Annotated in this window: 11 protein-coding genes; all 11 read left to right on the top strand. The window is 63.8% G+C overall.

All coding sequences use genetic code 11. From position 1 onward, the window contains the following. The first annotated feature begins 197 nt into the window (after positions 1 to 197). The 11 genes from CGA22_RS00460 (at position 198) to CGA22_RS00410 (ending at position 23,200) form a co-directional block, all read left to right on the top strand. Positions 198 to 12,770: a filamentous haemagglutinin family protein gene (locus tag CGA22_RS00460; protein ID WP_188258454.1), complete on the top strand. Its 12,573-nt coding sequence runs from the start codon at positions 198 to 200 to the stop codon at positions 12,768 to 12,770. 327 nt (positions 12,771 to 13,097) lie between these two features. Continuing rightward, positions 13,098 to 13,700, top strand: a complete 603-nt coding sequence (locus CGA22_RS27345; RefSeq protein ID WP_041024038.1) for a transposase — start codon at positions 13,098 to 13,100, stop codon at positions 13,698 to 13,700. A 26-nt stretch (positions 13,701 to 13,726) separates the two neighbouring features. Further along, on the top strand, positions 13,727 to 15,331 hold the full coding sequence (locus tag CGA22_RS00450; protein ID WP_041024039.1) for a ShlB/FhaC/HecB family hemolysin secretion/activation protein: 1,605 nt from the start codon (positions 13,727 to 13,729) through the stop codon (positions 15,329 to 15,331). 17 nt (positions 15,332 to 15,348) lie between these two features. Further along, positions 15,349 to 17,145, top strand: a complete 1,797-nt coding sequence (locus tag CGA22_RS00445; protein WP_041024040.1) for a DUF2341 domain-containing protein — start codon at positions 15,349 to 15,351, stop codon at positions 17,143 to 17,145. A gap of 11 nt (positions 17,146 to 17,156) precedes the next feature. Next, positions 17,157 to 17,582, top strand: coding sequence for an ExbD/TolR family protein (locus CGA22_RS00440; RefSeq protein ID WP_003201710.1), 426 nt, complete (start codon positions 17,157 to 17,159; stop codon positions 17,580 to 17,582). Between the two features lie 2 nt (positions 17,583 to 17,584). Then, positions 17,585 to 18,289, top strand: a complete 705-nt coding sequence (locus CGA22_RS00435) for an energy transducer TonB (RefSeq protein ID WP_041024041.1) — start codon at positions 17,585 to 17,587, stop codon at positions 18,287 to 18,289. A gap of 40 nt (positions 18,290 to 18,329) precedes the next feature. Then, positions 18,330 to 20,018 carry a putative porin gene (locus CGA22_RS00430; RefSeq protein WP_041024042.1) on the top strand — a complete coding sequence of 563 codons (1,689 nt, stop codon included), beginning with the start codon at positions 18,330 to 18,332 and terminating at the stop codon, positions 20,016 to 20,018. A gap of 15 nt (positions 20,019 to 20,033) precedes the next feature. Beyond that, positions 20,034 to 20,690 carry a hypothetical protein gene (locus CGA22_RS00425; RefSeq protein WP_041024043.1) on the top strand — a complete coding sequence of 219 codons (657 nt, stop codon included), beginning with the start codon at positions 20,034 to 20,036 and terminating at the stop codon, positions 20,688 to 20,690. A gap of 19 nt (positions 20,691 to 20,709) precedes the next feature. After that, positions 20,710 to 21,189 carry a YbjN domain-containing protein gene (locus tag CGA22_RS00420; protein WP_041024044.1) on the top strand — a complete coding sequence of 160 codons (480 nt, stop codon included), beginning with the start codon at positions 20,710 to 20,712 and terminating at the stop codon, positions 21,187 to 21,189. Next, positions 21,186 to 22,130 (top strand): peptidylprolyl isomerase, encoded by a 945-nt coding sequence (locus tag CGA22_RS00415; protein WP_188258453.1) that lies wholly within the window; start codon positions 21,186 to 21,188, stop codon positions 22,128 to 22,130. Before CGA22_RS00420 ends, CGA22_RS00415 begins: the two co-directional genes overlap by 4 nt. A gap of 95 nt (positions 22,131 to 22,225) precedes the next feature. Continuing rightward, a complete protein-coding gene (locus CGA22_RS00410; protein ID WP_041021699.1) occupies positions 22,226 to 23,200 on the top strand; it encodes a LysR family transcriptional regulator in 975 nt (324 codons plus the stop codon). The last annotated feature ends 31 nt before the right edge of the window (positions 23,201 to 23,231 follow it).

Below are 23,231 nucleotides of genomic sequence, written 5' to 3'. Positions count from 1 at the left end.
CACGCAGTATCAATCAGCAACGACGTCAGTCGTTGCTGATTTTTTGCGTAACGCCCGTACCGACACAGCCACATGAAATTTTCATGACATCCGTTCGGTCCCGAGCGGCTGTAACCGCCTATCCCCTATAACCAACGCTGGCAGCTTGATGGCACTGCGTTGCGATCCCTTAGAGCGAACCCGAAAGGATGAGTAGGATGCTGCGCTGCAAACCCCAGACGAACCTGAATGCTCCACGTTGCGATGGTGAGTTGTCGCTCTTGCGACTCAAACCGTTGGCTCAGGCCATTGCGCTGCTGATGGTGGCCGGCAATGCCCACGCGGCGACGGCGTTCAGTTCGGCCTGGTTTGCCGCCAAGGGCTCATCCCAGGCCGGTGGCGCGACGCGACCTACGACCGCGCAGCCAGGCATGCCGCCGCCCCTGGCGCAACAACAACGGGCCAATGCGCAGTTGCAGCGTTCGTTGACCAACCTGAACAACACCGTCGCCGCCATCGCAGCCCAGCAGGCCGCCCAGGCTGCGGGGCGGCAAGCGGCGTTTGGGCAGGTGCAGGTCGTGCCGGATGGGCTGGGCGAGGGTGGGCTCAAGGTCGATAACAGCCTGACCCAGGGCTGGCTCAACGCCAAGGGACCGCAGCAGACCCAGGCCGGCGGCAAGACTACGGTGAAGATCGAGCAGACCGCCGACAAGGCGATTCTCAACTGGGAGACCTTCAACGTCGGGCGCAATACCACGGTGGATTTCCAGCAACAAGCGGACTGGGCCGTGCTCAACCGGGTCAATGATCCCTTGGCGCGACCGAGCCAGATCCAAGGCCAGATCCAGGGCAACGGCACGGTGATGCTGGTCAACCGCAACGGCATCATTTTCAGCGGCACCAGCCAGGTCAATGTGCGCAACCTGGCAGCGGTGGCGGCCAACATCGGCGATGAGCAATTCAGCCAGCGCGGGTTGTACGTCGATGCCACCGGCAGCCAGCCGACCTTCACCGATGCGGCCGGCAAGGTTGAAGTGCAGCGCGGCGCACGGATTGAAACCCATCGCGCCGCTACCTCCACCTCCGGCGGTGGTTATGCCCTGCTGTTGGGCTCGGAAGTGGAGAACGCCGGCTCCATCATCACCGCCAAGGGCCAGACCACCCTGGCGGCGGGTGACAGCTTCTACATCCGGCGCGGCCAGGGCACCAGTGGCAACCTGCGCTCCACTACCCGTGGCAACGAGGTCGCGACGTCGCTCAAGCCGGGCAGCAGCGCCGGCACGGTGATCAACAGCGGCCTGATCCAGGCGAGCACTGGCGACATCACGCTGACCGGGCACCGGGTGGAGCAAAACGGCGTCGCCGTCGCCAGCAGTTCGGTGGACACCCGCGGCACTGTGCACCTGCTCAACGCCGCGAGCGACAGCAGCGGCAGCGTGACCCTGGGGCAGGGCAGCGCCACGGCGGTGCTGCTCGATGCCGCCGGCGGCAGTGCACTGGACAGCCAGCGCAACGCCGGGCCTGCCGGCCTGGACGGCACACCGAACAACCTGATCACCGGTCAGTTCAACAACCTCAGCAGCGTGGTCGACCGCACCGATCAGTCGCGGGTCGAAATCGTCAGTGGCGGCAGTGTCGATTTCCAGAACGGCTCCATCACCCTGGCCACCGGCGGCCAGGTCGCGGTCAGCGCGGCCGGTCGCAGCCTGGTGCGCGATGGCGCGGTGATCGATGTGTCCGGCGCCATTGGCGTGAAGGTGGCGATGGAATCCAATTCCATCAAGGTCAACGTGCAGGGTAACGAGCAGCGCGATGCGCCGGTCAACCGCGAGGGCGGAAAACTCACCAACAACGATATCTGGGTCGACGTGCGCGACTTGATCTACGTCCCGGCGGGCACCAACGGTTACGCCACCGATCGCTGGTACACGGCGGGTGGCTTGCTGGAGGTCGGCGGGTACCTGGGCACCCGTGGGCACAGTCTCGGAGAATGGGCGGCCCAGGGCGGTACGCTGACGTTCACCGGCAACGATGTGGTGACCCAGCAGGCGGCGCAGCTGAACCTGTCCGGCGGCACCCTGGATGTGCAGAGTGGCTACTTGCGCCAGTCCTGGCTCAAGGGCGCCAATGGTCGGCTGTACGAGGTGTCCAAGGCGCCGGGGGACATCCTCTATACCGGCCTCTACAAAGGCTATGAAGATCACAGCCAACGCTGGGGCCAGACCGATTACTACTACAACCCGCTGATCGCTCCGCGCGAGCGCTTCGAAGCGGGTTATACCGTGGGGCGCGATGCCGGCAAGCTGGTGGTGTCGACCCGCAACGCGGTGCTGGAAGGCCAGATCGTCGGCGAGGTCTACCAGGGCGAACGCCAGACCCAGGCACCGAACCTCAACCTCGATGGCTACCTGCAATCGCAAACCGCCGTGGCCCGACGCGCCCAGTTGTGGGTGGGTAGCTACACGCCGATCTATGACAAGGCCAGCGGCGTGATCAACAGCGGCCTGAATCCGACCTTCGATCAGGTCACCCTTGGCAAAGTGACCGATAAGATCGCTGCGGGGCTGGACCTGACCTCGGTGGTCGGCACTGATCGGCAAGGCAAACTGGTTCTGGATAACGATCTGCTCAATGGCTTCCAGCTCGGCGCGGTCAAGGTGGCGGCGCGCGAGGGCATCAAGGTCGAGGGCGCACTCCAGGTCGCCGATGGCGGTGACATCACGCTTTACGCGCCGCAGGTCGAAGTGGATGCCGACCTGACTGCCCGTGGTGGTCGTATTGCCTTGGGCAACGTGCTTAAACAGGTCAGGACCGACAATTTCAAGATCGAAGATGTCGTGCTTGCGCCTGCCGCCGGTCAGCGGGCAAAAGTCACATTGGCCGAAGGCCGGACGCTCAATACCGCTGGCCGTTGGAGTAATTTGTTGCTGGAGGGGGGCGACCGGCAGGACCTGCCGTTCATCAATGGCGGCACCGTGTCCGTGCGCAGTGGCGGCGACATCGATATGCGCTCGGGCAGCGTCATCGACGTCAGCTCCGGCGCCGCCGTCATGGCCGATGGCAAGACCCGTGGCGGCAAGGGCGGTGATTTGACCCTGACGGCGGCCACCCTTGCGTCGTCAGGCGGCAACTTGAACCTGGGCGGTGAACTGCGCGGTACCGGTGTGAATGGTGGCGGTACCTTGAAGCTGGCGGCTAACAAGGTGCTGATCGGCAACAGCGTCGCTCCCCTCGAATCCGGCACTCTGCAACTCGGCGGCGATTTCTTCGACAAGGGTTTTTCAGCCTATGACATCACCGGCAACCAGGGCCTGACGGTGGCCGACGGAACCCACGTCAATGTGACCATGCCGGTGTACCGCTTTGGCGAGCAGGCGTTGAGCACGGGCAGCGATGCGGAGCCGGCCGCTGCCTTGCAGCGTTGGACGCCGGAGCTGTACCAGGAAGACGCGATCAAGGGGGTACTTACCCAGCGTCGCGGCGCGAGCCTGAGCCTCAATGCTGGCACCGAGAACGCCAGCGCCGCCGACATGGCGAGCACGGTATTGAATCTGGGCAAAGGCAGCGTGATCAGCGTTGATCCAGGCCAGGGCATCGATGTGCGCAGCATCGGGCAATTGACCGTCAATGGCACGCTCAATGCCTGGGGTGGCCGGGTCAGCCTGACCGAGTTGAGCGTCAACGATACGGTCCGCGATCAGGTCAATGCCCAGGGTCACGGTCGCTCCATCTGGCTGGGTGAACACGCGCTGATCGATGTATCGAGCCGGGCCATGACTGCTCGGGACATGCGCGGCCAGACTTATGGCCTGGTCCGCGACGGCGGCCAGATTGTCATCGGCGGCCAGATTGATGCCGCGAAAGGATCGACGTCAGCGTCCGAACTGTTTGTGGTGGTGCGCGAAGGTGCGCGTCTGCAAGCAGATGGCAGCCAGGCGCTGCTGGACATCCCAGGCCAGGGACGCACGCTGGTGGCGAGCAATGGTGGCAGCATTTCGCTGGCGTCGGCCAATGGTTTGTACCTGGACGGCGAGTTCCGCGCCCGTTCGGGGGGCACAGGGGCGGCAGGTGGCAGCTTGTCGGTGGCGCTGGAAACCCCCTATTACTTGAAAAGCGCGGTCAATGACCGTGTGTTGAACGTGCGTGAACTGGTGTTGGAGCAAGTTGCCCAGAAAAATTCGCTGGACGCTACGCCTGAAACCTCGGCGGACCTGCTGACTTATGGTCACGGTTGGCTAGGTGTCGACCAGGTCCAGGCAGGCGGTTTCGACAACCTGTCCCTGTTGAGCAACGGCCTGATGAGCGTCGATGGCAACCTGTCGATGTCCCTCGGACAAAGCCTGAGTCTGTATGCCCGCAGCTTTGGACTGAGCGCAACTGCGCCTGCCGGCACTCGGGTCCAGCTCAATGCTCCCCATGTATTGTTGTCTGCTGCAACAGGGCTGACGGCCACTCGACCCAGCTTTGACCCTTACACCCGACCTGTGGTCGATGGCGGCGGGGTGTCGCGGTCGTCGAACGAGGCCGTGCTTTCCGTTAACGCTGACCTGCTGGATGTGCGGGGCAATGTGATGTTCAGCAGCAAAGGCACGGTGAGGCAGGCCGACGGCAGTACGGTCGAGCTGGAACGCGCCGGTTTCGACCAGGTTCAGCTAAGCAGTCGGGGTGATTTTCGATTCCTGGCCGGGCTTTCGAGCGACGGGTTGCCTACCGGTTTCACCACTCAATTGCTGACCCCTTCGGACATGCTGCTGCGAGCGGCGCAGCTGTACCCGGCGACCGGCGTTGGCGCGCGGGTGTTGGCGGGATACATCGGCGCCGATGCCCCGGTCTTTGATCCGACGCGCAGTCTGGTTATCGAGCGCACTACCCAGGTCACGCCGCCAGTGCCCTATTCGGTATTCGGCCGCTTGCAACTGGGCAGCGCGAAGATCGAGCAGGGCGGTGTGGTACGAGCTCCGTTGGGGCTGATTGAAGTCGGCATCAACGACGGCACCGGCACCACTGATCTGGTGCAGTTGTTACCGGGTAGCCTGACTTCGGTCAGTGGCCTGGGCCTCGTTTTACCTTACGGCGGCACTGTCGATGGCCAGAGCTACGAATACGCCGGCAAGAAGGTCGTGTTGTTGGGGCAAGGCGCGGTACCCAGCGAAAACGGCGATTTGAACATCGGCGTGATTCTGGGTGGTCGATCGGTGGCGGCGCAGGAAGGCTCGGTGCTCGACCTCTCGGGTGGCGGTGAGTTGCTCGGCGCCGGTTTTATCTCGGGCCGCGGCGGTTCCACCGATGCGCGTTTCAACCCGCTGGTGCAAATCGGCGCCAACGGTGGTTTTACCTTGCCTGGTCTGTCCAGCAACCCGGTCTACGCCATCGTGCCGGGCAACCAGAGCCAGTACGCGCCGGTCGCTCCTGAAGGCGGCGCGGTGGATCCCAGGGTCGGTCAGCAAATGACCATTGGCGCCGGTGTGCCAGGGCTCGCCGCTGGTACCTATACGCTGATGCCATCCACTTACGCCTTGCTGCCGGGAGCGTTCCGGGTCGAGATCAATGGCTTGGCGGGGCAAGGCTCCGTTTCAGGTACCCAACAGATGCGCAACGGGTCCTGGACCACCGCCGGTGTGCTGTCGGTGGCCAATACCGGGCAACGTAACAGTTTGTCCAGCCAAGTCATCCTGACCTCGGGAGAGGTGCTGCGTCGTTACTCGCAATACAACGAAACCAGCTACGCCCAGTTCGCTGTGGCCGACGCCGCGCGCCTGGGTATCCCCAGGGCTCTGTTGCCAGTCGATGCCAAGACGTTGAAGTTGAACCTGGCAAAGGGCGCAGGAGATCAGGCGTTCTCCTTCAAGGGGATCGGCAAGTTCGCGCCTCAGGCCGGAGGGTATGGCGGTTCCGTCGCGGTAGTCGGCAGCACCGGCACCGCGCTGGAGGTGGTTGCCGAGGGGCGAGGGGCTACGGCCGGCTTCGAGGGCGTGACCCTCAATGCCGAAAGCCTCAATGCGTTGAATGCTTCACGCCAAGTGATCGGCGGCCAGTTTTCGGTCCTCTATGGCCAGGGTGGTCAGTACATCACGCCACAACGGGTATCCCGCAGTGTCGCGCTGCGTGAAGGTGCGACCCTGTCGGCGCCTGAGGTATTCCTCTTGGCCGATGGGGGGGAACTGTTGGTGGAACAAGGCGCCGCCATCAACACCGTCGGACAGGGCAAGGCCGCTTACGATGCGCGTGATGGTTTTATCTATAACCTCGATGTGAGAAATCAAAACTACAGTTTGCTGGCTGTTTCCAATGGCTTGCTCAATGTACGGGCCCCTATGTCAGGCACCACTGGCAGCGTCAACATAGGCGGGTGCAGCCTGACACCGTGCAGCGGCGTGACGCGAATTCACTCCGAGGGCAGCATCGTTGCGGCTTCCGGCAGCAGCCTGGCGTTGGACGACCAGGTGCGCTACGGCACCCGTCACTTGACCCTGGCCCTGAGCAACATCAACGTCGGCACCGCCCAGGCCCTGAACGACGCGGCGACGCGCCACGTCTTGCCAGCGGGTTTGACCCTGAGCCAAGCCGTGCTCGATCGCCTGCTGCGCGGTGACACCGAATACGGCGCCCCGGCCCTGGAAACCCTGGAGCTGTCGGCCAGCCAGGCGCTCAACTTCTACGGCACCGTCAGCCTGGACACTTATGACCCCACGACGGGCAAGTCACGCCTGAACAACTTGATGCTCAGCACCCCGGCCCTCTATGGCGCTGGTAACGCCGGTGACGTGGCGAGCATCCGCACGACCAACCTGATCTGGAACGGCGCTGTCGGCGCGCCGGGTTCGGTGATTGCCGGCGGGGCCGGCACCGGTGCCGGTCGCCTGGACATCCAGGCCCAGCGCATCGAGTTCGGCTACGGCGACTTCGCCCAACCGAGCTCGATCACCACCCTGGATCGTCTGGCGCTGGGGTTCGCCAACGTCAACCTCCGTGCCAGCGAACGCCTGACCGCCAACCACAAGGGCAGCCTGGCGGTGTATCAGAGCCAAGGGGCCTATGACGCAAAAACGGGTTATGCCTACAGCGGCGGCAACCTGAATATCCTCACCCCGTTGCTGACCGGTGAAGCCGGATCGGTCAACCGCATCACGGCAGGCGGAGCCCTCAATGTGGCGGGAACAACCGCCAAGCCGGGCACCGTTTCGGGACTTGGCGGCGAGTTGTCCCTCAAGGGCGCGAGCCTCAACCTCGCCAGCGCGATCATACTGCCCAGCGGCAAAGTGACCCTCAGCGCGACGGATGATCTGAACCTGGCCGATGAGGCGCTGATCGATGTGGCCGGCCGCACGCTGACCTTCAACGATGTCACGCGCTACAGCGCCGGTGGCGAGGTGATCCTGCAAAGCCGCAACGGCAGCATCCGCCAGGCGGATGGCTCGAGCATCGACCTCTCGGCCCGCCACAATCAGGCCGGTCGGCTCAGTGCCGTGGCCCTGGGCAGCACGGCGGGAGTCGTCGATCTGCAAGGACGGATCCTGGGCACCAGCACGGGCGAATATGACGCCGGCGGTACCGACATGCCGTATTTGGCCGGTGGCGTGGAGATCCAGGCTCAGCGTCTGGGTGGCAACGGCAATCTCAGTGCGCAGTTCGCGGCGTTGAACCAGCGGTTGAATGACGGGCAGGTGTTCGGCTCCCGCGGTTTCCAGCTCAAGCAGGGCGATCTGGTGATTGGCAACGAGCTCCGGGCCTCGTCCATCGACGTGTCCCTGGACAACGGCAGCCTGTTGGTCAACGGCAAGGTGGACGCCAGTGGCGAGCGCGTCGGCAGTATCCATCTGGCCGCCGGGCACGCCCTGACCCTGGGCGACGGCGCTGTGCTCGATGCCCATGGCCGCCGCCTGCGGGTGGACAGCTACGGCAAGATCATCGATTCACCGAACCGCGCCATCGTTGATTTGACCGCCAGGGAAGGGCTGCTGACCCTGGGTAACGGCGTGCGTATCGACCTGCGTCACGGTACCGAGGTCGCGCAGGGCAATTCGTCCGGCATGAATGACGGTCGGCCTCGCGGAACGTTGCAACTCAGCGCACCGCGACTGGGCGGCGTGTCCGGGGGCGACGTGGCGATCGACGCCAGCGGCGCCCTGGACGTACAAGGCGCTCGTTCGATCGCGGTGGTTGCCACGTGGCAGTACAGCGACGCGCCGCTGGTCAACGTACCGGCGGCCAGCGGCAAGCCTTATCAGGTCATCAATCAAGCGTGGCTGGAAGGGGTGCATGACGACAACACTGCCTTCATCACCAACGCCCTCGACAACACCGATCTGTTGCAACACAAACTCGCCGGGCTGAACAACAGCCGCTATCGCGATGTGTTCCATCTGCGCCCAGGCGTGGAGGTGGTGAGCGCGACCGCCGATGGCGATCTGGTGGTCCAGGGCGATCTGGACCTGTCGCGCTATCGCTATGCGAGCCTCAATCCGCATAACGTCCTGGATGCCAACGTCTACGGTTCCGGTGAGTCCGCCAGTCTGACACTGCGGGCCGGCGGCGACCTGAACATCTACGGCAGCATCACCGACGGATTTGCCCAGCCACCGGCCAGCAACGATGACAAGGGCTGGGTGCTGTTGCCGGGGATTGATTTCGCAGCGGGCGATATCGTCGTGCCCGGTACCGGCGTGACCCTGGCGGACGGCACGGCGTTTCCGGCCGGTTCGGTACTCAATTTCGACGTGCCGCTCAAGGGCGCCACGTTGGCGGCGGGAACGCGGCTGCCAGTGGCGGCGACGCTCGACCAGCCACTGGAACTGCCGGCCGGCACGGTGCTGGCTGCGGCGGTGCACGATGCCTCGGGCAACCTGTTGTTTGCGGCCGGCACCTTGTTGCCGACGACCCAGACTTTTGACGCGGGAACGGTGTTCGGGGCCGGCAGCCTGATGAGCAGCAGCGTCACGGTACGAAACCTGATCTGGCCCAAAGGCGTCGCACTGCCAGGCATTGCGGGCGCGAGCAACGGTTTGACCAATGTACAGCGCCTCAATGGTGAACTGCCGCTGAGCATCGGGTCGAAGATCCCGTCGGGCACCGACATCAAGTTGCCGACCGGGGTCGAATCGGTGCAACTGCGTCCGGAAGTGGCGGGCAGCAACTGGGCCATCGCGCCGATGCTGGCCGAGGGCTCGCAGTCCTGGTCATTGCGACTGGTGGCGGGTGCCGATACGCAGGCGGCGGACAGTCGGGTCGTGCAGCCTGTGACGACTGGCGGAGATCTGCATTTGGCTGACAGTCATTACGGCATGTTTGGCGCGCCCAAGGCCAGTGAAATGCTGTGGACCGAAGCAGGATCACTGGATTTTTTTGGCGACACTAGCATGGCTGGCAAACCGATTGACTTCGAGGCGATTGGTTACCCTGGGCTATGTACTGAGATACCGGATTTTTGCAAGGCCAGCAGCGGATATATCTGGACTGAGGTAGGGGCTATCGAATGGGGGGATCCGAGTCTCGCCGGTCAGCCAATTGATTTCGATGCCATCGGCTGGCCTGAGATGTGCACGGACAATCCAACGTATTGCCAAGCCTCGGGACAAGCCGAGTACAAAGTCGGCAGCCAACGTTGGAGTGTCATTCGCACGGGCGCAGCGGACCTGGAACTATTGTCTGCGGGCGATCTGAAAATGGACTCGCTGTATGGCGTCTACACCGCCGGCAGTTCAGCCAGCGAAACTTATGCCAACGACCCGTACAACCAACCCAAGGCGCGTGGGGCGGCGGGCAAGGTGCTCAATGACGCGCTGGGTGAAAACGAGCAGTTCGTGGATGGCGGTAGCAACAGTCTCTATCGCGCCTGGTACCCGGACTTTGGTGGGAACCTGAGTTTGAAGGTCGGCGGCGATCTGACCGGCAATAGCCTGGACGTATCGAGAACCAATGCTGGGCGGCCCAATGGGGGAGACGTTGGTTACGACACGGTTAATCCTGGCAACTGGCTCTGGCGCCAGGGCAATGGCTCAGTCGCAACCGGCACGCAGGCACAACCCACCGCTTGGTGGATCAATTTTGGTAGCTACACCGCCGTACAAAATGGCAAGGCCGACCTGATGGTGGGCTTCACCGGCTTCGGCACCCTGGGCGGCGGTAACCTGAATGTTCAGGTCGCAGGCGATGCCGGGGTCATCGATCAAATGGCGGGGAGTCTTCTTGAACCGCGCAGCAACAGCCGTAGTCAAGGGCTGGTGCTTGCCGTGGGCAGCACCGGGCGCGTGAGTGCTGACGGCAGCCTGCAACTGACCGGCGGCGGTGATCTCAATCTGCGGGTGGGCGGTGGCTTGAATCCCGGCAGTTCGTTCACGAATGGTCATCTCAACGGCGCGCTGATCAACCTGCGGGGGCACGCTCAAATCGATAGCGGCGCCATCGGCCGAATCGACCTGCGCTATGGCAATCTCGCTTCGGCACAATCCCCTGGCGAAACCCGGGCATACGATTCCTTCAGAGCGACACGAAGCCTGCCCACAGGCGGACTCACACTGATGCCGGGTGATGCCACTTTCGATCTGGCGACGTCGGGCGATCTGGTGGTGACGGATGTAGCAGACCCGGGCCGGACGCCGATGATGAGCGTGTCGCCCTTCAAGGATGGCCAGACTAACGGATCCGGTGTGAGCTGGTTTTCGTTATGGACAGCCAATACGGCGATTGACCTGTGGTCGTCGGGAGGCAATCTGACACCTGTGGTGTCAGGGGTCGAGACGGATCTGGCCGTGGTCTATCCCTCGATCCTGAGGGCGGTGGCGGCCAATGGCAGTCTTTACTACGGGCAGTCCACGGTATGGGACGGAACAGGCTACAACGGCGAAAATCGCCCGGCCCTGCTGCTCGCTCCCGGCAAAAACAGTGAACTGCAATTCATGGCTGGCGACTCCATCTACGGCGGCGACATGTCAGTCAGTCGTTCCGGTGCCGCATCGACTGCCTTGGCGACGCCGTTGCGGCCGGCCTATGCAGCGTCGGTCGATGGGGGCATCAGCATCAAGGCCAGCAACCTTTCGGCCGATGGTAATCCCGTGCGCTTGAGTTCGAACCTGTTGCCGCTGCTTGCCTTCGACACCAGCAGCGCCTCCGGTGAATGGGCCCTCAATGACGATCCTGCGCGCTTCTATGCACTGGAAGGCGACTTGCTGGCAGTCACCACCGGACGGTCCATGGCATCAGCCTCCGTAGGCAGATGGCCGGGGCGAATCGCCTACGAAGGTGCTGGCACTGTACGGATGATGGCTGGGCGAGACATCGTCAGCAGCGGGATACCCCTGGGCGGCTCTCGGAACAACATCAACGCCGAAGCGGGGAATTACACCAGCACCGGCAACCTCTTCATCCACAACAACCCCACCGACATCTCCATCGTCTCGGCCGGGCGCGACATCCTCTACAGCAGTTTCAACGTCGCCGGCCCCGGCCTGCTGGAGATCACCGCCGGGCGCAACATCCTGATGGACGACAAGGTCAGCATCAACAGCATCGGCGCCGTGGTGCCGGGGGATTCGCGCCCTGGGGCGAGCCTGGTGCTGCAAGCCGGCGCGGGCCTCGACGGCGCGGATTACCAGCGCTTCGTCAAAGCCTACCTGGACCCGGCGAACCAGGCCCTGGCCGGTGTGCCATTGGCGAGCCAGGACGGCAAGGTTGCCAAGACCTACGAGGCCGAGTTGGTGGACTGGCTCGAGGAGCGCTTCGGCTTCAGCGGCGACACCGAACAGGCCCGCAACTTCTTCGCGGGGCTGCCGGCGGAGCAGCAGCGGGTATTTGCCCGCGATGTGTACTTCGCCGAACTCAAGGCCGCTGGCCGCGAGTACAACGAGGCCGGCGGCGTGCGCCAAGGGAGCTACCTGCGAGGCCGGGAGGCTATTGCGCTGCTGTTCCCGACCAAGGACGTGGCGGGCAATCCGATCACCTACAAGGGCGATATCACGATGTTCGGCGGGGCGGGGGTGCACACCGATTTCGGTGGCGGTATCCAGATGCTCACGCCGGGCGGCGGGCAGACCTTCGGCATCGAGGGCAACGCGCCGCCATCCACCGCCGGGGTCATTACCCAAGGCGAGGGCGATATCCAGCTGTATGCGCAGAACAGCATCCTGCTGGGGCAGAGCCGGATCATGACCACCTTCGGTGGCTCGATTCTCGGCTGGTCGGCCCAGGGCGATATCAACGCCGGCCGTGGTTCGAAGACCACCGTGGTCTACACACCGCCCAAGCGCTTGTACGACACCTGGGGCAACGTGACGTTGTCGCCGTCGGTGCCGAGCACCGGTGCCGGTATCGCCACCCTCAACCCGATTCCCGAAGTGGCACCGGGGGATATCGACCTGATCGCGCCGCTGGGCACCATCGATGCGGGCGAGGCGGGGATTCGGGTGTCGGGCAACGTGAACATTGCGGCGTTGACTGTGGTGAACGCGGCCAACATCCAGACCCAGGGCAAGTCCACCGGGGTGCCGTTGGCGGCTTCGGTGAACACCGGGGCCATCACCTCGGCCAGTTCGGCGGCGTCTTCCGCGACACAAGCGGCGGAGGACGTGGCGCGCCAGCAGCAGAACGCGGCGCGGCAGAACCAGGCGTCGGTGTTTACCGTGCAAGTGGTGAGTTTCGGTTCGGAGCAACTGGCGCCATCGCGCGACGGTGCCAGTCGTGAGGCGCCACGCAGCTATGATCCGACCAGTCCCGTGCAGGTACTGGGCGCGGGGCCGCTGGATGAGCAGGCGCGGCAGCGGTTGACCGAGGAGGAGCGGGGGCGCTTGAGCTTGTAGTGCCCGACGACGCTGCGCTGGTAACAAGGCTCTGTGGCGAGGGGATTTATCCCCACTGGGCTGCGTAGCGGCCCCAGGCAGTCAACTCAATTTTCCTGACACACCGAGTTGCCTGGTTTGGGGGCCGCTGCGCAGCCCAGCGGGGATAAATCCCCTCGCCACAGAGAGGGGGCGCAAGCTCCTCGCCTCACTCCGCGAAATGAAGCTTTCATGACAAAAGTTCGGTAGCACATCGCCATTCCCGTCATGCCTGTGTGACGTGTTCGAGGGGACCTTTCAGGTCGTTTGGAACCGGGGCGCGAAGCCGGGAGTGAGGCGATGGGAACTATGGAACGTTATTCGAAAGTGGGCATGCAGGAGCTCGACCAGCGGCTGTCGAAAATCGTCGAGGCGGCGCGCAAGCAGCCGGTCTCGGTGTATCGCTACGGCGCGCCGTGGGTCTGGATCGTTTCCCAGGATGATTGGCAGGGCGCGCTCAAGGAGGTGTCCAGCTACATCCCCCAGGGTCATTCCCTGGTGCTGTTACGGCCACAGATCGACGACCTGCTGGCCGAACACCGCGACGTACTGCAGGGCCTCAATGCCGATGCCGGCATGCTGATCGCACCGCAAACGGCCATGCACATCCTGCTGCTGCAACTGCTCTATTCGGTGCCCAGCGAGCAGCAACTCTACGAACAACTCAATTACAACCTGCTGTTCCGCTGGTTCGTCGGCCTGGACCTGAATCAGAAGGTCTGGAGCTTCAACGTCCTGAGCAAGGACCTCGCCACGCTGCTGGGCGATGGGCGGGCGGTGCGGCTCATCGAGAAAATCATCGGTGAAGTGTTCTGTGGCGCCTTGCTGCAAATGCCGGAGTTCTCCTTGAACTTCGCGCTGCTGCACACCTGGCTGGCCCGACATGCCTCGACATCGACCGCAAGCAATTGAGCCGTATCTTGAATTCAGGGGGTGATGTGGAGCATTTCTTCAAATTGCGGCCAGCATTGTGGGGCTGGCTGTTGCTGATGGTCGGGGGGCCGTCAGCCTATGCGGCAGAAGGAGAGCCGGAGGTCGAAGCGGCGCCGGCTCGCCTGGTGGACGTGAACGAGTATTTCGTGCGGGGCAATACGGTGCTCGATGCCCGGGCGATCGAGGAAGCGGTGTACCCGTTCCTGGGCCCGCAAAAGACCTTGAACGACATCGAAGGCGCCCGCGAGGCGCTGCAGAAGGTCTATCAGGCTCGCGGCTACCAGTCGGTGTTCGTGGAGTTGCCGGAGCAGAAAGTCGAGGACGGCATCGTCTACCTGCAGGTCAGCGAGACCAAGGTGGGCCGGGTGCGGGTGGTCGGCGCCAAGCATTATTCGCCCGTGGAAATCCGCGAAGACGTCCCAGCGCTCAAGGAAGGCGAGGTGCCGGACTTCGCCCAAGTCCAGGCCGAGCTGGCGCAACTGAATAAAACCCCGGGACGCCAGGTGATGCCCCAGGTGCGCGAAGGACAGCGGCCCGGCACCATGGACGTGGACTTGCAGGTCGAAGACCAGGACCCCTGGCAGGCCAGCCTGGGCTTGAACAACGACTACAGCGCCGACACCGAAAAGCTGCGCTCGGTCGCCAGCCTGGGCTACAACAATCTCTGGCAACTGGGCCACAGTGTTTCGCTGACCTTCTTCACCGCCCCCCAGGACACCGAAAACGCCAAGGTCTGGTCAGGCTCCTACACCGCGCCGTTGAGCGAGCGCTGGAGCGTGCAGTTCTCCGGCTACCAGTCTGACAGCAACGTGGCGACCGTCGGCGGTAGCAACGTGTTGGGCAAGGGCCATTCCTATGGGGTGTCGGCGATCTACAGCCTGCCGTCCAGCGGCGCATGGGCCAACAGCTTTTCGGTCGGGGTGGATTTCAAGGACTTCGACGAAGAGCTCAACCTGGGCGGCGCCAGCGACAAGGCACCGCTCAAGTACGCACCGTTCACCTTCGCCTACAACGGCTTTCGCTACACCGAAGCCAGCCAGTTGGGGCTGGGCCTGAGCCTGGTGGCGGGTACCCGCGGCCTGCTGGGTTATGGCAGCTCCGACGAAGAATTCGACTACAAGCGCTATCGCGCCAGCCCCAGTTTCGCGGTGCTCAAGGGCGACGGCAACTACACCTTCACCTTCGCCAACGACTGGCAGACCGCTTCCAAGGCTGCCTTCCAGCTGGCGTCCGGGCCGCTGGTTTCCAACGAACAGTTCTCTGCCGGTGGCGCTACGTCGGTGCGTGGCTACCTGGCCGCCGAGCGTACCGGTGACGACGGCTATCTGCTGTCCCAGGAGCTTCGCACGCCATCCCTTGCCAAGTTTCTCGGCACCTATGTCCAGGAGTGGCGTTTCTACGCCTTCGCCGAGGGGGCGCGGTTGTACCTGCGCGATGAACTGCCCGACCAGGATCCCGATTACAGCCTCGCGAGCGTCGGCCTCGGCACCCGCGCGAGCTTGAGCAAATGGTTGTCCGGCAGCCTCGATTGGGGCTACCCGCTGCTCGACGGGCCGAATACCACGAAACAGGAGTCGCGCCTGCACTTCAACCTGCAAGCGACGTTTTGAACCCAGGAGTCATGTCCATGCAACGCTTATTCATACCGCTGTTGATCTGCCTGGGGCTGCTGCTTCCGGCGACCGCCAACGCCTGGTGGCAGGACGACTGGCATTACCGCAAACAGATCTCGGTGGACACCACGCCACAGGGCGCGGCCATCGCTCAGGCGCTGGGCCGCACGGCATTGCTGGTGCGCCTGCACACCGGCAATTTCACCTTCGACGGAGTCAAGGACGACGGTTCGGACCTGCGTTTCGTCAGTGCCGACGACAAGACCGTGCTCAATCACCAGATCGAAAGCTTCGACCCGTTGATGGGCATGGCGTTGATTTGGGTCGACGTGCCGAACCTGGAGGGCGGCCAGCGCCAGGACTTGTGGATGTACTACGGCAACCCGAAAGCCGCAGCCACCTCCAGCGGCCAACTGGCCTTCGACCCGGACTACACCGCGCTGTACCACTTCGACACGGCCACCGGCGTGCCGCCCAAGGACACCACGGCTTACGGCAACAATGCCCAGGGCGCGGCGGGTGCGACTATTGACGGCGTGATCGGACGGGCCTTGCAGTTCAATGGCCAGCCGCTGCTGTTACCCGCCAGTCCTTCGTTGCAACACAACGCCGGCGCGGCGTTTACCTTCAGCACCTGGTTGCGCCAGGACCAGGCCAGCGGCGAACAGATCGTCCTGGCCCGTCGCGAAGCCGCCAGTCTGCTGGTTGGGGTCAATCAGGGCGTGCCGTTCGTGGCGATCGATAACCAGCGTGCGGTCTCGACTCAGCCGCTGAACCCTGGTCAATGGCAGCACCTGGCGGTGACCGCCTCGGGTGATCGGGTCGTGCTGTACGTCAATGGGCGTGAAGCCGCGAGCCTGGCGCTGGCGATGCCGGCGTTCAACTCGCCAATCGCCCTGGGGGCGGATGTTATCGCCGGTCCCTTCGCGCCGTTCAACGGGGCCATGGACGAGGCGCGCCTGTCCAAGGTCGCCCGGCCGGCGCCGCTGCTCCTGGCTGACGCCAATGCCCAGGGCGCCGAGTCCAAGTTGGTGGCCTACGGTGTCGATGAAGAACAGTCCGGGTTCGGTTTTGGCAGCCTGGGTTTCCTGCTCAACGCCGTGCCGCTGGACGCCTGGGTGATCATCGCTGTGCTGGTGCTGATGATGTTCCAGTCGTGGATCATCATGATCCGCAAGAACCGTATGGTCAGCCGCCTCAGCGTCGCCAACGAAGCCTTCCGCGAGCAGTTCGCCAGGATCGGCACGCGCCTGGAAATGTTCGCCGACGACCAGGAACTCGCCCAGCGCCTGCAACACTCGTCCCTGTGGCGGCTGTACCTGGTGGCGGTCAAGGAAATCCGCACCCGTCGCGAGCAGGGCGCCGATACCTCGTCGGTCTCGGCGGCCACCATCGAGGCGATCCGCTGTTCCATGGACGGCGTGCGCACCCGTGAAAACCAGGCACTGAGTTCGAAGCTCTCGACCTTGTCCAACGCCATCGCCGGCGGTCCGTACATCGGCCTGCTCGGCACCGTGCTGGGGATCATGGTGGTGTTCCTCGGCACGGCCATGGCCGGCGACGTCAACATCAACGCCATCGCCCCGGGCATGGCCGCGGCCTTGCTCGCCACCGCCATGGGCCTGTTCGTCGCGATTCCGGCACTGTTCGGCTACAACCGCCTGATCACCCGCAACAAGGAAGTCAGCGCCGACATGCGGGTGTTCGTCGACGAGTTCATTACGCGCCTGGCGGAAATGCACGGTGAAGGCCAATCCGGTGAAGCGGTTCATCGCCGCGACCATCACATCCAATCGTCCGTACCGGCCTGAGGAGCATCGCCATGGCTAGCGTCAATGCTTCACACGATGACGACGATGATGCGGCAGTCGACAGCATCAACATCACGCCCCTGGTGGACGTACTCATGGTGGTGCTGGTGATGTTCATCCTCACCGCCACGGCCCAGGTCTCGGGTATCCAGATCAACTTGCCCAAGGCCAGCGCCTCGGTGTCGCTGTCGGAGGCCAAGACCAAGGCAATTTCGGTGAACGACGGTGGCCAGGTGTTCCTCGATGCCTACCCGGTGACCCTGGCCGAGCTGGAGGAACGCCTGCGTATCGAGAAGGCCCAGAGCCCGGACTTTCCGGTGATCGTGCGTGGCGACGCGACGGTGCAGTACCAGAAAGTCATTGAAGTACTGGACCTGTTACGGCGTCTGGAATTGTCCCAGGTCGGTCTGGTGACCGGCAAACCGAGCCAGGGCTGATCATGACCGCCAGACTTCCCGTCAATCCACCCCCGGTGAAGCGCTCGCCGCTGCGCCTGCTCAAGTGGGCCCTCGGCCTGGCGCTGGCGGCCGTGGCCGCCTGGCTGCTGTGGCAGTGGGTCAACGATATGAGCGGCGTGCGCCGTGAAGCGCCGAAGGTGCCGACCATCATCCCGCTCCCACCACCCCCACCGCCGCCCCCGGAAAAACCCAAGGAGCCGGAACCCAAGGTCGAGGAGAAAGTGGTCGAGCCAGAGCCGACCCCGGAGCCCGAAGAGGTCAAGCCCGAGGAAGAGGCACCACCGTCGCCGGTGGATGACCTGGCGAACCCGATGCAGATGGACGGCGATGCCCAGTCCGGCAACGACGCTTTCAACATCGGCGCCGGCAAGGGCGGCGGCATGGCCGGGGCTGGAGGCGGGCGCCTGGGCAACGGCACCTACAGCCAGTTCCTGGCGTTCACCTTTCAGCGCCTGCTGCGGGAGAACCCCGATTTGCGCAGCCTGGCGTTCTCGCTGCAAGCCGATGTCTGGCTCAGTGCCGTGGGCGAAATCACCCGCGTCGAGCTGGTCAAGTCCAGCGGCAACCCGCAAGTGGACGAGCAAGTGATTTCCGCCCTGCGGGCCGCGCCCCATTTGAGTGAACGGCCACCGGCCTCCCTGACCTTGCCCGTGCGCCTGTCCTTGCAGGGACGGCGTCCGGGCTAACCCGAATTCTTCAAAGTTTGCCAACAGGAGTTGTGTGCTGATGATTGCCAATGTGAATCGATTGTCGTGGGCGGTCGGCCTGGTTGTCTTGAGCCTGGCCGGGCACGCGTCGGCGGCCCCGGCGCCTTCGGAAAACGCCACGATCAATCTGATCCGTCTGCTGGTGCAGCAGGGCGTGGTGAAGCAGGATCAGGCCGATGCCCTGATCGCCCAGGCCGAGCGTGAAGCCGTGCAGGCCCGCCAGGCTGCCACCGCGGTCGTCGCCCCCAGCGGCGCCCCGGGCGATGTGCGGGTGCAGTATGTGCCGAACATCGTGCGCGAGCAGATCCGCGATCAGGTCAAGGCTGAAGTGATGGCCACCGCCAAGCAGGAAAACTGGGCCCAGCCCAACACGTTCCCGGACTGGGTCTCGCGCATCAGTTTCAATGGCGACATTCGCTTGCGGGATGAGTCGCGCTATTACTCGGGCACCAACAGCAACGAGATCGTCGACTTCGCCCGACTCAATGACAAGGGACCTTACGACGTCAATCCCAACAGCAGCTCCAGCCTGCCACCGTTGCTCAATACCCGCGAAGACCGGGAAAACCTGTTCCGTCTGCGCGCCCGCCTGGGCATGAAGGCGGTGATCGCTCCGCAATGGACGGCGGGCATCCGCATCGGCACCGGCTCGGACAACAATCCGGTGTCCACTACCCAGACCCTGGGTGGCGGCTTTGGCAAAAAAGACATCTGGCTCGACCAGGGCTACCTGACCTGGAAGCCCTCGGACGAATTGACCCTGACCGGCGGGCGTTTCGCCAACCCGTTTTTCTCCACCGACCTGTTGTATTCCGGTGATCTGAATTTCGATGGCGTGGCGGCGAACTTCAACCACAAGCTCAGTCAGGACTGGGGCCTGTTCGGCACCGTCGGCGCGTTCCCGGTGGAGTACACCAACGACACCAGCACCAGCAACGGCAGTGACAAGGAAGAAAGCGATAACAAGTGGCTGTACGGCGCGCAACTGGGGGCCAACTGGGCCATCAACGACAGCAACCGGATCAAGGGGGCGGTGGCCTATTACCGCTTCGACGACATCGAAGGCCAGCGTTCTTCGCCGTGCCAGCCCTGGGCGGGTGATCCCGGGTGCGACAGCGACGGTTCACGGGTGGCGTTCATGCAGAAGGGCAACACTGTGTTCCTGCTGCGCGACATCACGGCCAATCCGCTTAATCCGGCCACCACGCCACAGCCGCAATACGTCGGCCTGGCCTCGGAGTTCAACCTGTTGGACCTGAACTTTGCCTGGGACACCGACCTGCCCGAAGACCTGAAGCTGCGCAGCCAGGCCCATTACGTTCACAACCTGGGCTACGACGAGGGCGAGATGCGCAAGCGCTCCGCAGGCCAGTTCGCCAACAACCTGGACGAGAACGGCGAGGTGGAAAGCGGCGCCAACGCCTGGATGCTCCAGTTCACCCTCGGCAACTCGTTGGAACTCAAGCGCGAGGGCGACTGGAACCTGTTCGCTGGCTACAAGTACATCCAGCCGGACGCCTTGCCGGATGGCTTCAACGATTCGTCGTTCCACCTGGGCGGTACCAACGCCAAGGGGTATTTCCTGGGCGGCAACTACGGCTTGGCGAGCAACGTCTTCGCGACCGGTCGCTGGCTGAGTTCCGAAGCAGTCTACGGCGCGCCGTACGACATCGATGTCTTGCAGCTTGAAATCAACACGCGCTTCTAAGCGCCGGGAGGCCTCATGAAAAGGCGAGCCATCAACCCTTGTCCGGCCGCGTTGTTGCTGGGCCTGCTGCTCGGTCCGTTGCTGAGCGGTAGTGCCCACGGTGAAGGCCTGGAAGAACGCCTGCGGGCGCAATTGCGCAGCACCACCGCCCAGTTGCAGGCCTTGCAGAGTGAACAGGCCCAGGCCAGTGCCGCCCGGCAGGCGGCGGAAAACCGGGCCAAGGAAGCCGAGGGGCAGGCCACGCGCTTGAGCGCCGAACTGGCCAAGGCCCAAGGCGTGATCGAGCAATTGACCGGGCGCCAGGAAAGCCTGCAAAGCCAGGCCCAGGCTCAGGTCGCGGCCAGTCACGAACAGATCGGCAAGTTCAAGAAGGCTTATGACGAACTGCTGGTCCTGGCCCGTGGCAAGGAAGCCGAACGGACCCGTCTCGAGGCTCAGCTGCATGAACGTGACACACAAGTGCAGCAATGTTCGGTCAAGAATCAACAGATGTACGAAGTCGCCAAGGAGGTGCTGCATGCCTACGAGACCATCGACATGGCTGACGTCATGAAAATCCGCCAGCCATTCGCCGGCAAGGCCCGGGTGCGCTTCGAAGAGCTGGCCCAGGGCTTTGGCGACGAACTCTACAAGAACCGTTTCGACGCCCCCCAGGCCTCGATCACCCATTGATAGCAAGGATGAACCGTCCATGACTGCATTGATTGAACACGTCACGCCCCAGTCCCTCACCGAGGTGTTGCAAGCCGCCGGTTATCGGGTCAACGAAACCGAGCAGAACGGCATCGTGCAACTGCTCAGCGCCAGCCAGGGCATCGGCTACGCGGTGCGTTTCGGCAATCCAACGCCCACGCCGGGTCAATACCTGGATTTCACCTTCAGCTGTGCGTTGCGCGTGCAGGGTGAGTTGCCGGCCGGGCTGGCGGAGCTGTGGAACGCCTCGCGGCGCTTCGCCCGGTTGTCGGCGCAGAGCGAGTTCCTGGTCATGGAAATGGACGTGGTGGTGGCGGCCGGTGTCAGCGCCGAGCACCTGCGCAGCAACCTGGAACTGTGGGACCGTCTGCTTCAGGAGTTCATCGTTTACCTGCGCGAATTCAGCCAGAACGCGGCGCGGATGGACAGCGCCGCCGAGCCTGCTGAAGCCGTTCGGGAGGAGGCCGCTGCACTGTGAAGAAGCCAACCTTTGTCATCAGCGCCACGGCGCTGGGCCTGGTGGCCGTCGCTGTCACTCTCGGCTTGCGCCCCGGCAACGATCCGGTCGCGGCGGTGCAGACGGCCGCCGTGGCGACAACCGACTCGCCGAGCCTGGCGCGATTGGGCAGTCAACAGGTCAGCCCTGAAGAGTTGAAGACCCTGCTCGCCGGGCTGGCGCCCGAGGTTCGCCAGCAGATGCGCGGCAACCGGGCTGCACTGGAAGGCTGGATCCGCGCGCGGCTGGCGGAAAAGGCCGTGCTGGAACAGGCCGATGCCCAGGGCTGGCGGCAGCGACCGGAGGTGGAGCGCCAGACCCGGGCGGCTACCGAGCAGATTGTCTTTCGTGATTACCTGCAGTCGGTCAGCCAGGTGCCGGCGGGGTATCCCAGCGAAGAGGAACTGAAGCAGGCCTACGAGGCGGGGAAAGCCAACTGGACTGCGCCAGCGCTGTATCGGGTGAGCCAGATCTTTCTCGCGGCGACCGAACCGCAGACGGTGGAAGCGGTACGCCGGCAAGCCGTGGAGCTGAGCAAAAAGGCCCAGGCCTCACCGGCTGAATTCGCCGCGCTGGCCAGCCGCTTCTCCCAGGACCGCGCCAGTGCCGAGCGCGGCGGCGACAACGGTTTCCAGCCCTTGCAGCAACTGCTGCCCACAGTCCGCGAAGCGGTGATGCGGTTGAAGGTGGGGGCGGTGTCGGATCCGGTGCAGAGCGCGGCGGGGTTTCACGTGATCAAACTCACCGAGCAGCAACCGCCTCGGCAAGCCAGCCTGGATGAAGTGCGCGAGCGCCTGACCCAGGCCTTGCGTGCCCAGCGCCAGGAACAGATTGCCAAGGCCTACCTGGACGGCATGCTCGACACCGCGACGTTGAGCATTGATGGCGCGCAGTTGAGCAAAGTGCTGGAGGAGGCGTTGTAACCATCGGCGCTGATTTTTGTGGCGAGGAGGTTTGTTCCCTCGCCACCGGGAAGATTGGCAGTACCGCTTTTCCAAAAAACGACAGGGAGTCAACAATGTCATTCACCGAGCCCGCAGGACGCCTGGCTGTCACCGGATACCGCGCGCCCTTGCGCCCCCCCGAGTCCTGGCTGTCCCTCGCCGTCAGCATCGACCCCCAGGTGGCACAGTGCTTTCTGGTCAGCGCCCGTTGCGGCTGTTTCATGCAGGCGGCCCGTAGCTTGAACGTTAAGACCTCCTGGCTGCGAAAACAATTGGCCCGACTGGAAGCACGCCTGCAGCAGTCGTTGTTCAGCTTCCAGGGCACCACCTTGACCCTCAGTCGCGAAGGTCGGCAGTTGCAGAAACGCTTGCTCACGCTGGTCGAGGACGACCCGCCGCCGCTTGCCGGTCAACCGCTGATCCGCCTCGCTGTCGCCGAGTCGATCCTGCATGACATTCTGGGCCGCGACCTGATCTCGTTGCTGCGCCGCAACGCCAGCGTGCGACTGCAAATCATCACCCTGGATAGCGAGCTGGCGTTGCAGGCCGTCAACGCCGACCTGGCGCTGTGGCTGAGTGATCCACAGGGATCGGCGCCTGGGCCGAGTTTTCCAACGCAGGCGCCGGAGCGGTTGGCGCGCTTGGATTACCTGCCGCACATTGCCAAACGCTATTCGCGGCCGGCCACCCGTCCGGGCCGGCTGGATGATTTGAATGATTACCTGCTGGTGCAATGGCAGGCTGACCGGCAGCTGGACAGCTTCACGCCATGGAATGCCCTGGTGGAGCAGCGCCACGCTGGCGTCGTGCAAGTGCAATCCTATGGACTGATGCTGGAGATGATCCGCTGCAGCGCCTGCATTGGCCTGTTGCCGCAGTACATGAGCCGTTTCGACCGTGGCCTGGTGGGCTTGCCGGGACTGTTCGACCAGCCGATGCAGCGTCATCTGTGGCTGGCTGTGGGCTCCGAGGTCCAGCAGACGCCGCAGGTGCAGATGCTCGTCGAATTGATCCGCCACACACTGGTTGAGCGCAGGGAGTGGTTCTGATGCTGAAACCCATGGACTGTGGTCTGGCGGC

Origin of the sequence: Pseudomonas sp. PSB18, from assembly GCF_014596565.1 — a bacterium.
GTDB lineage: Bacteria > Pseudomonadota > Gammaproteobacteria > Pseudomonadales > Pseudomonadaceae > Aquipseudomonas.
The sequence above is the reverse complement of the archived record's forward strand: the minus strand, read 5'-3'. Positions and strand labels throughout refer to the sequence as shown.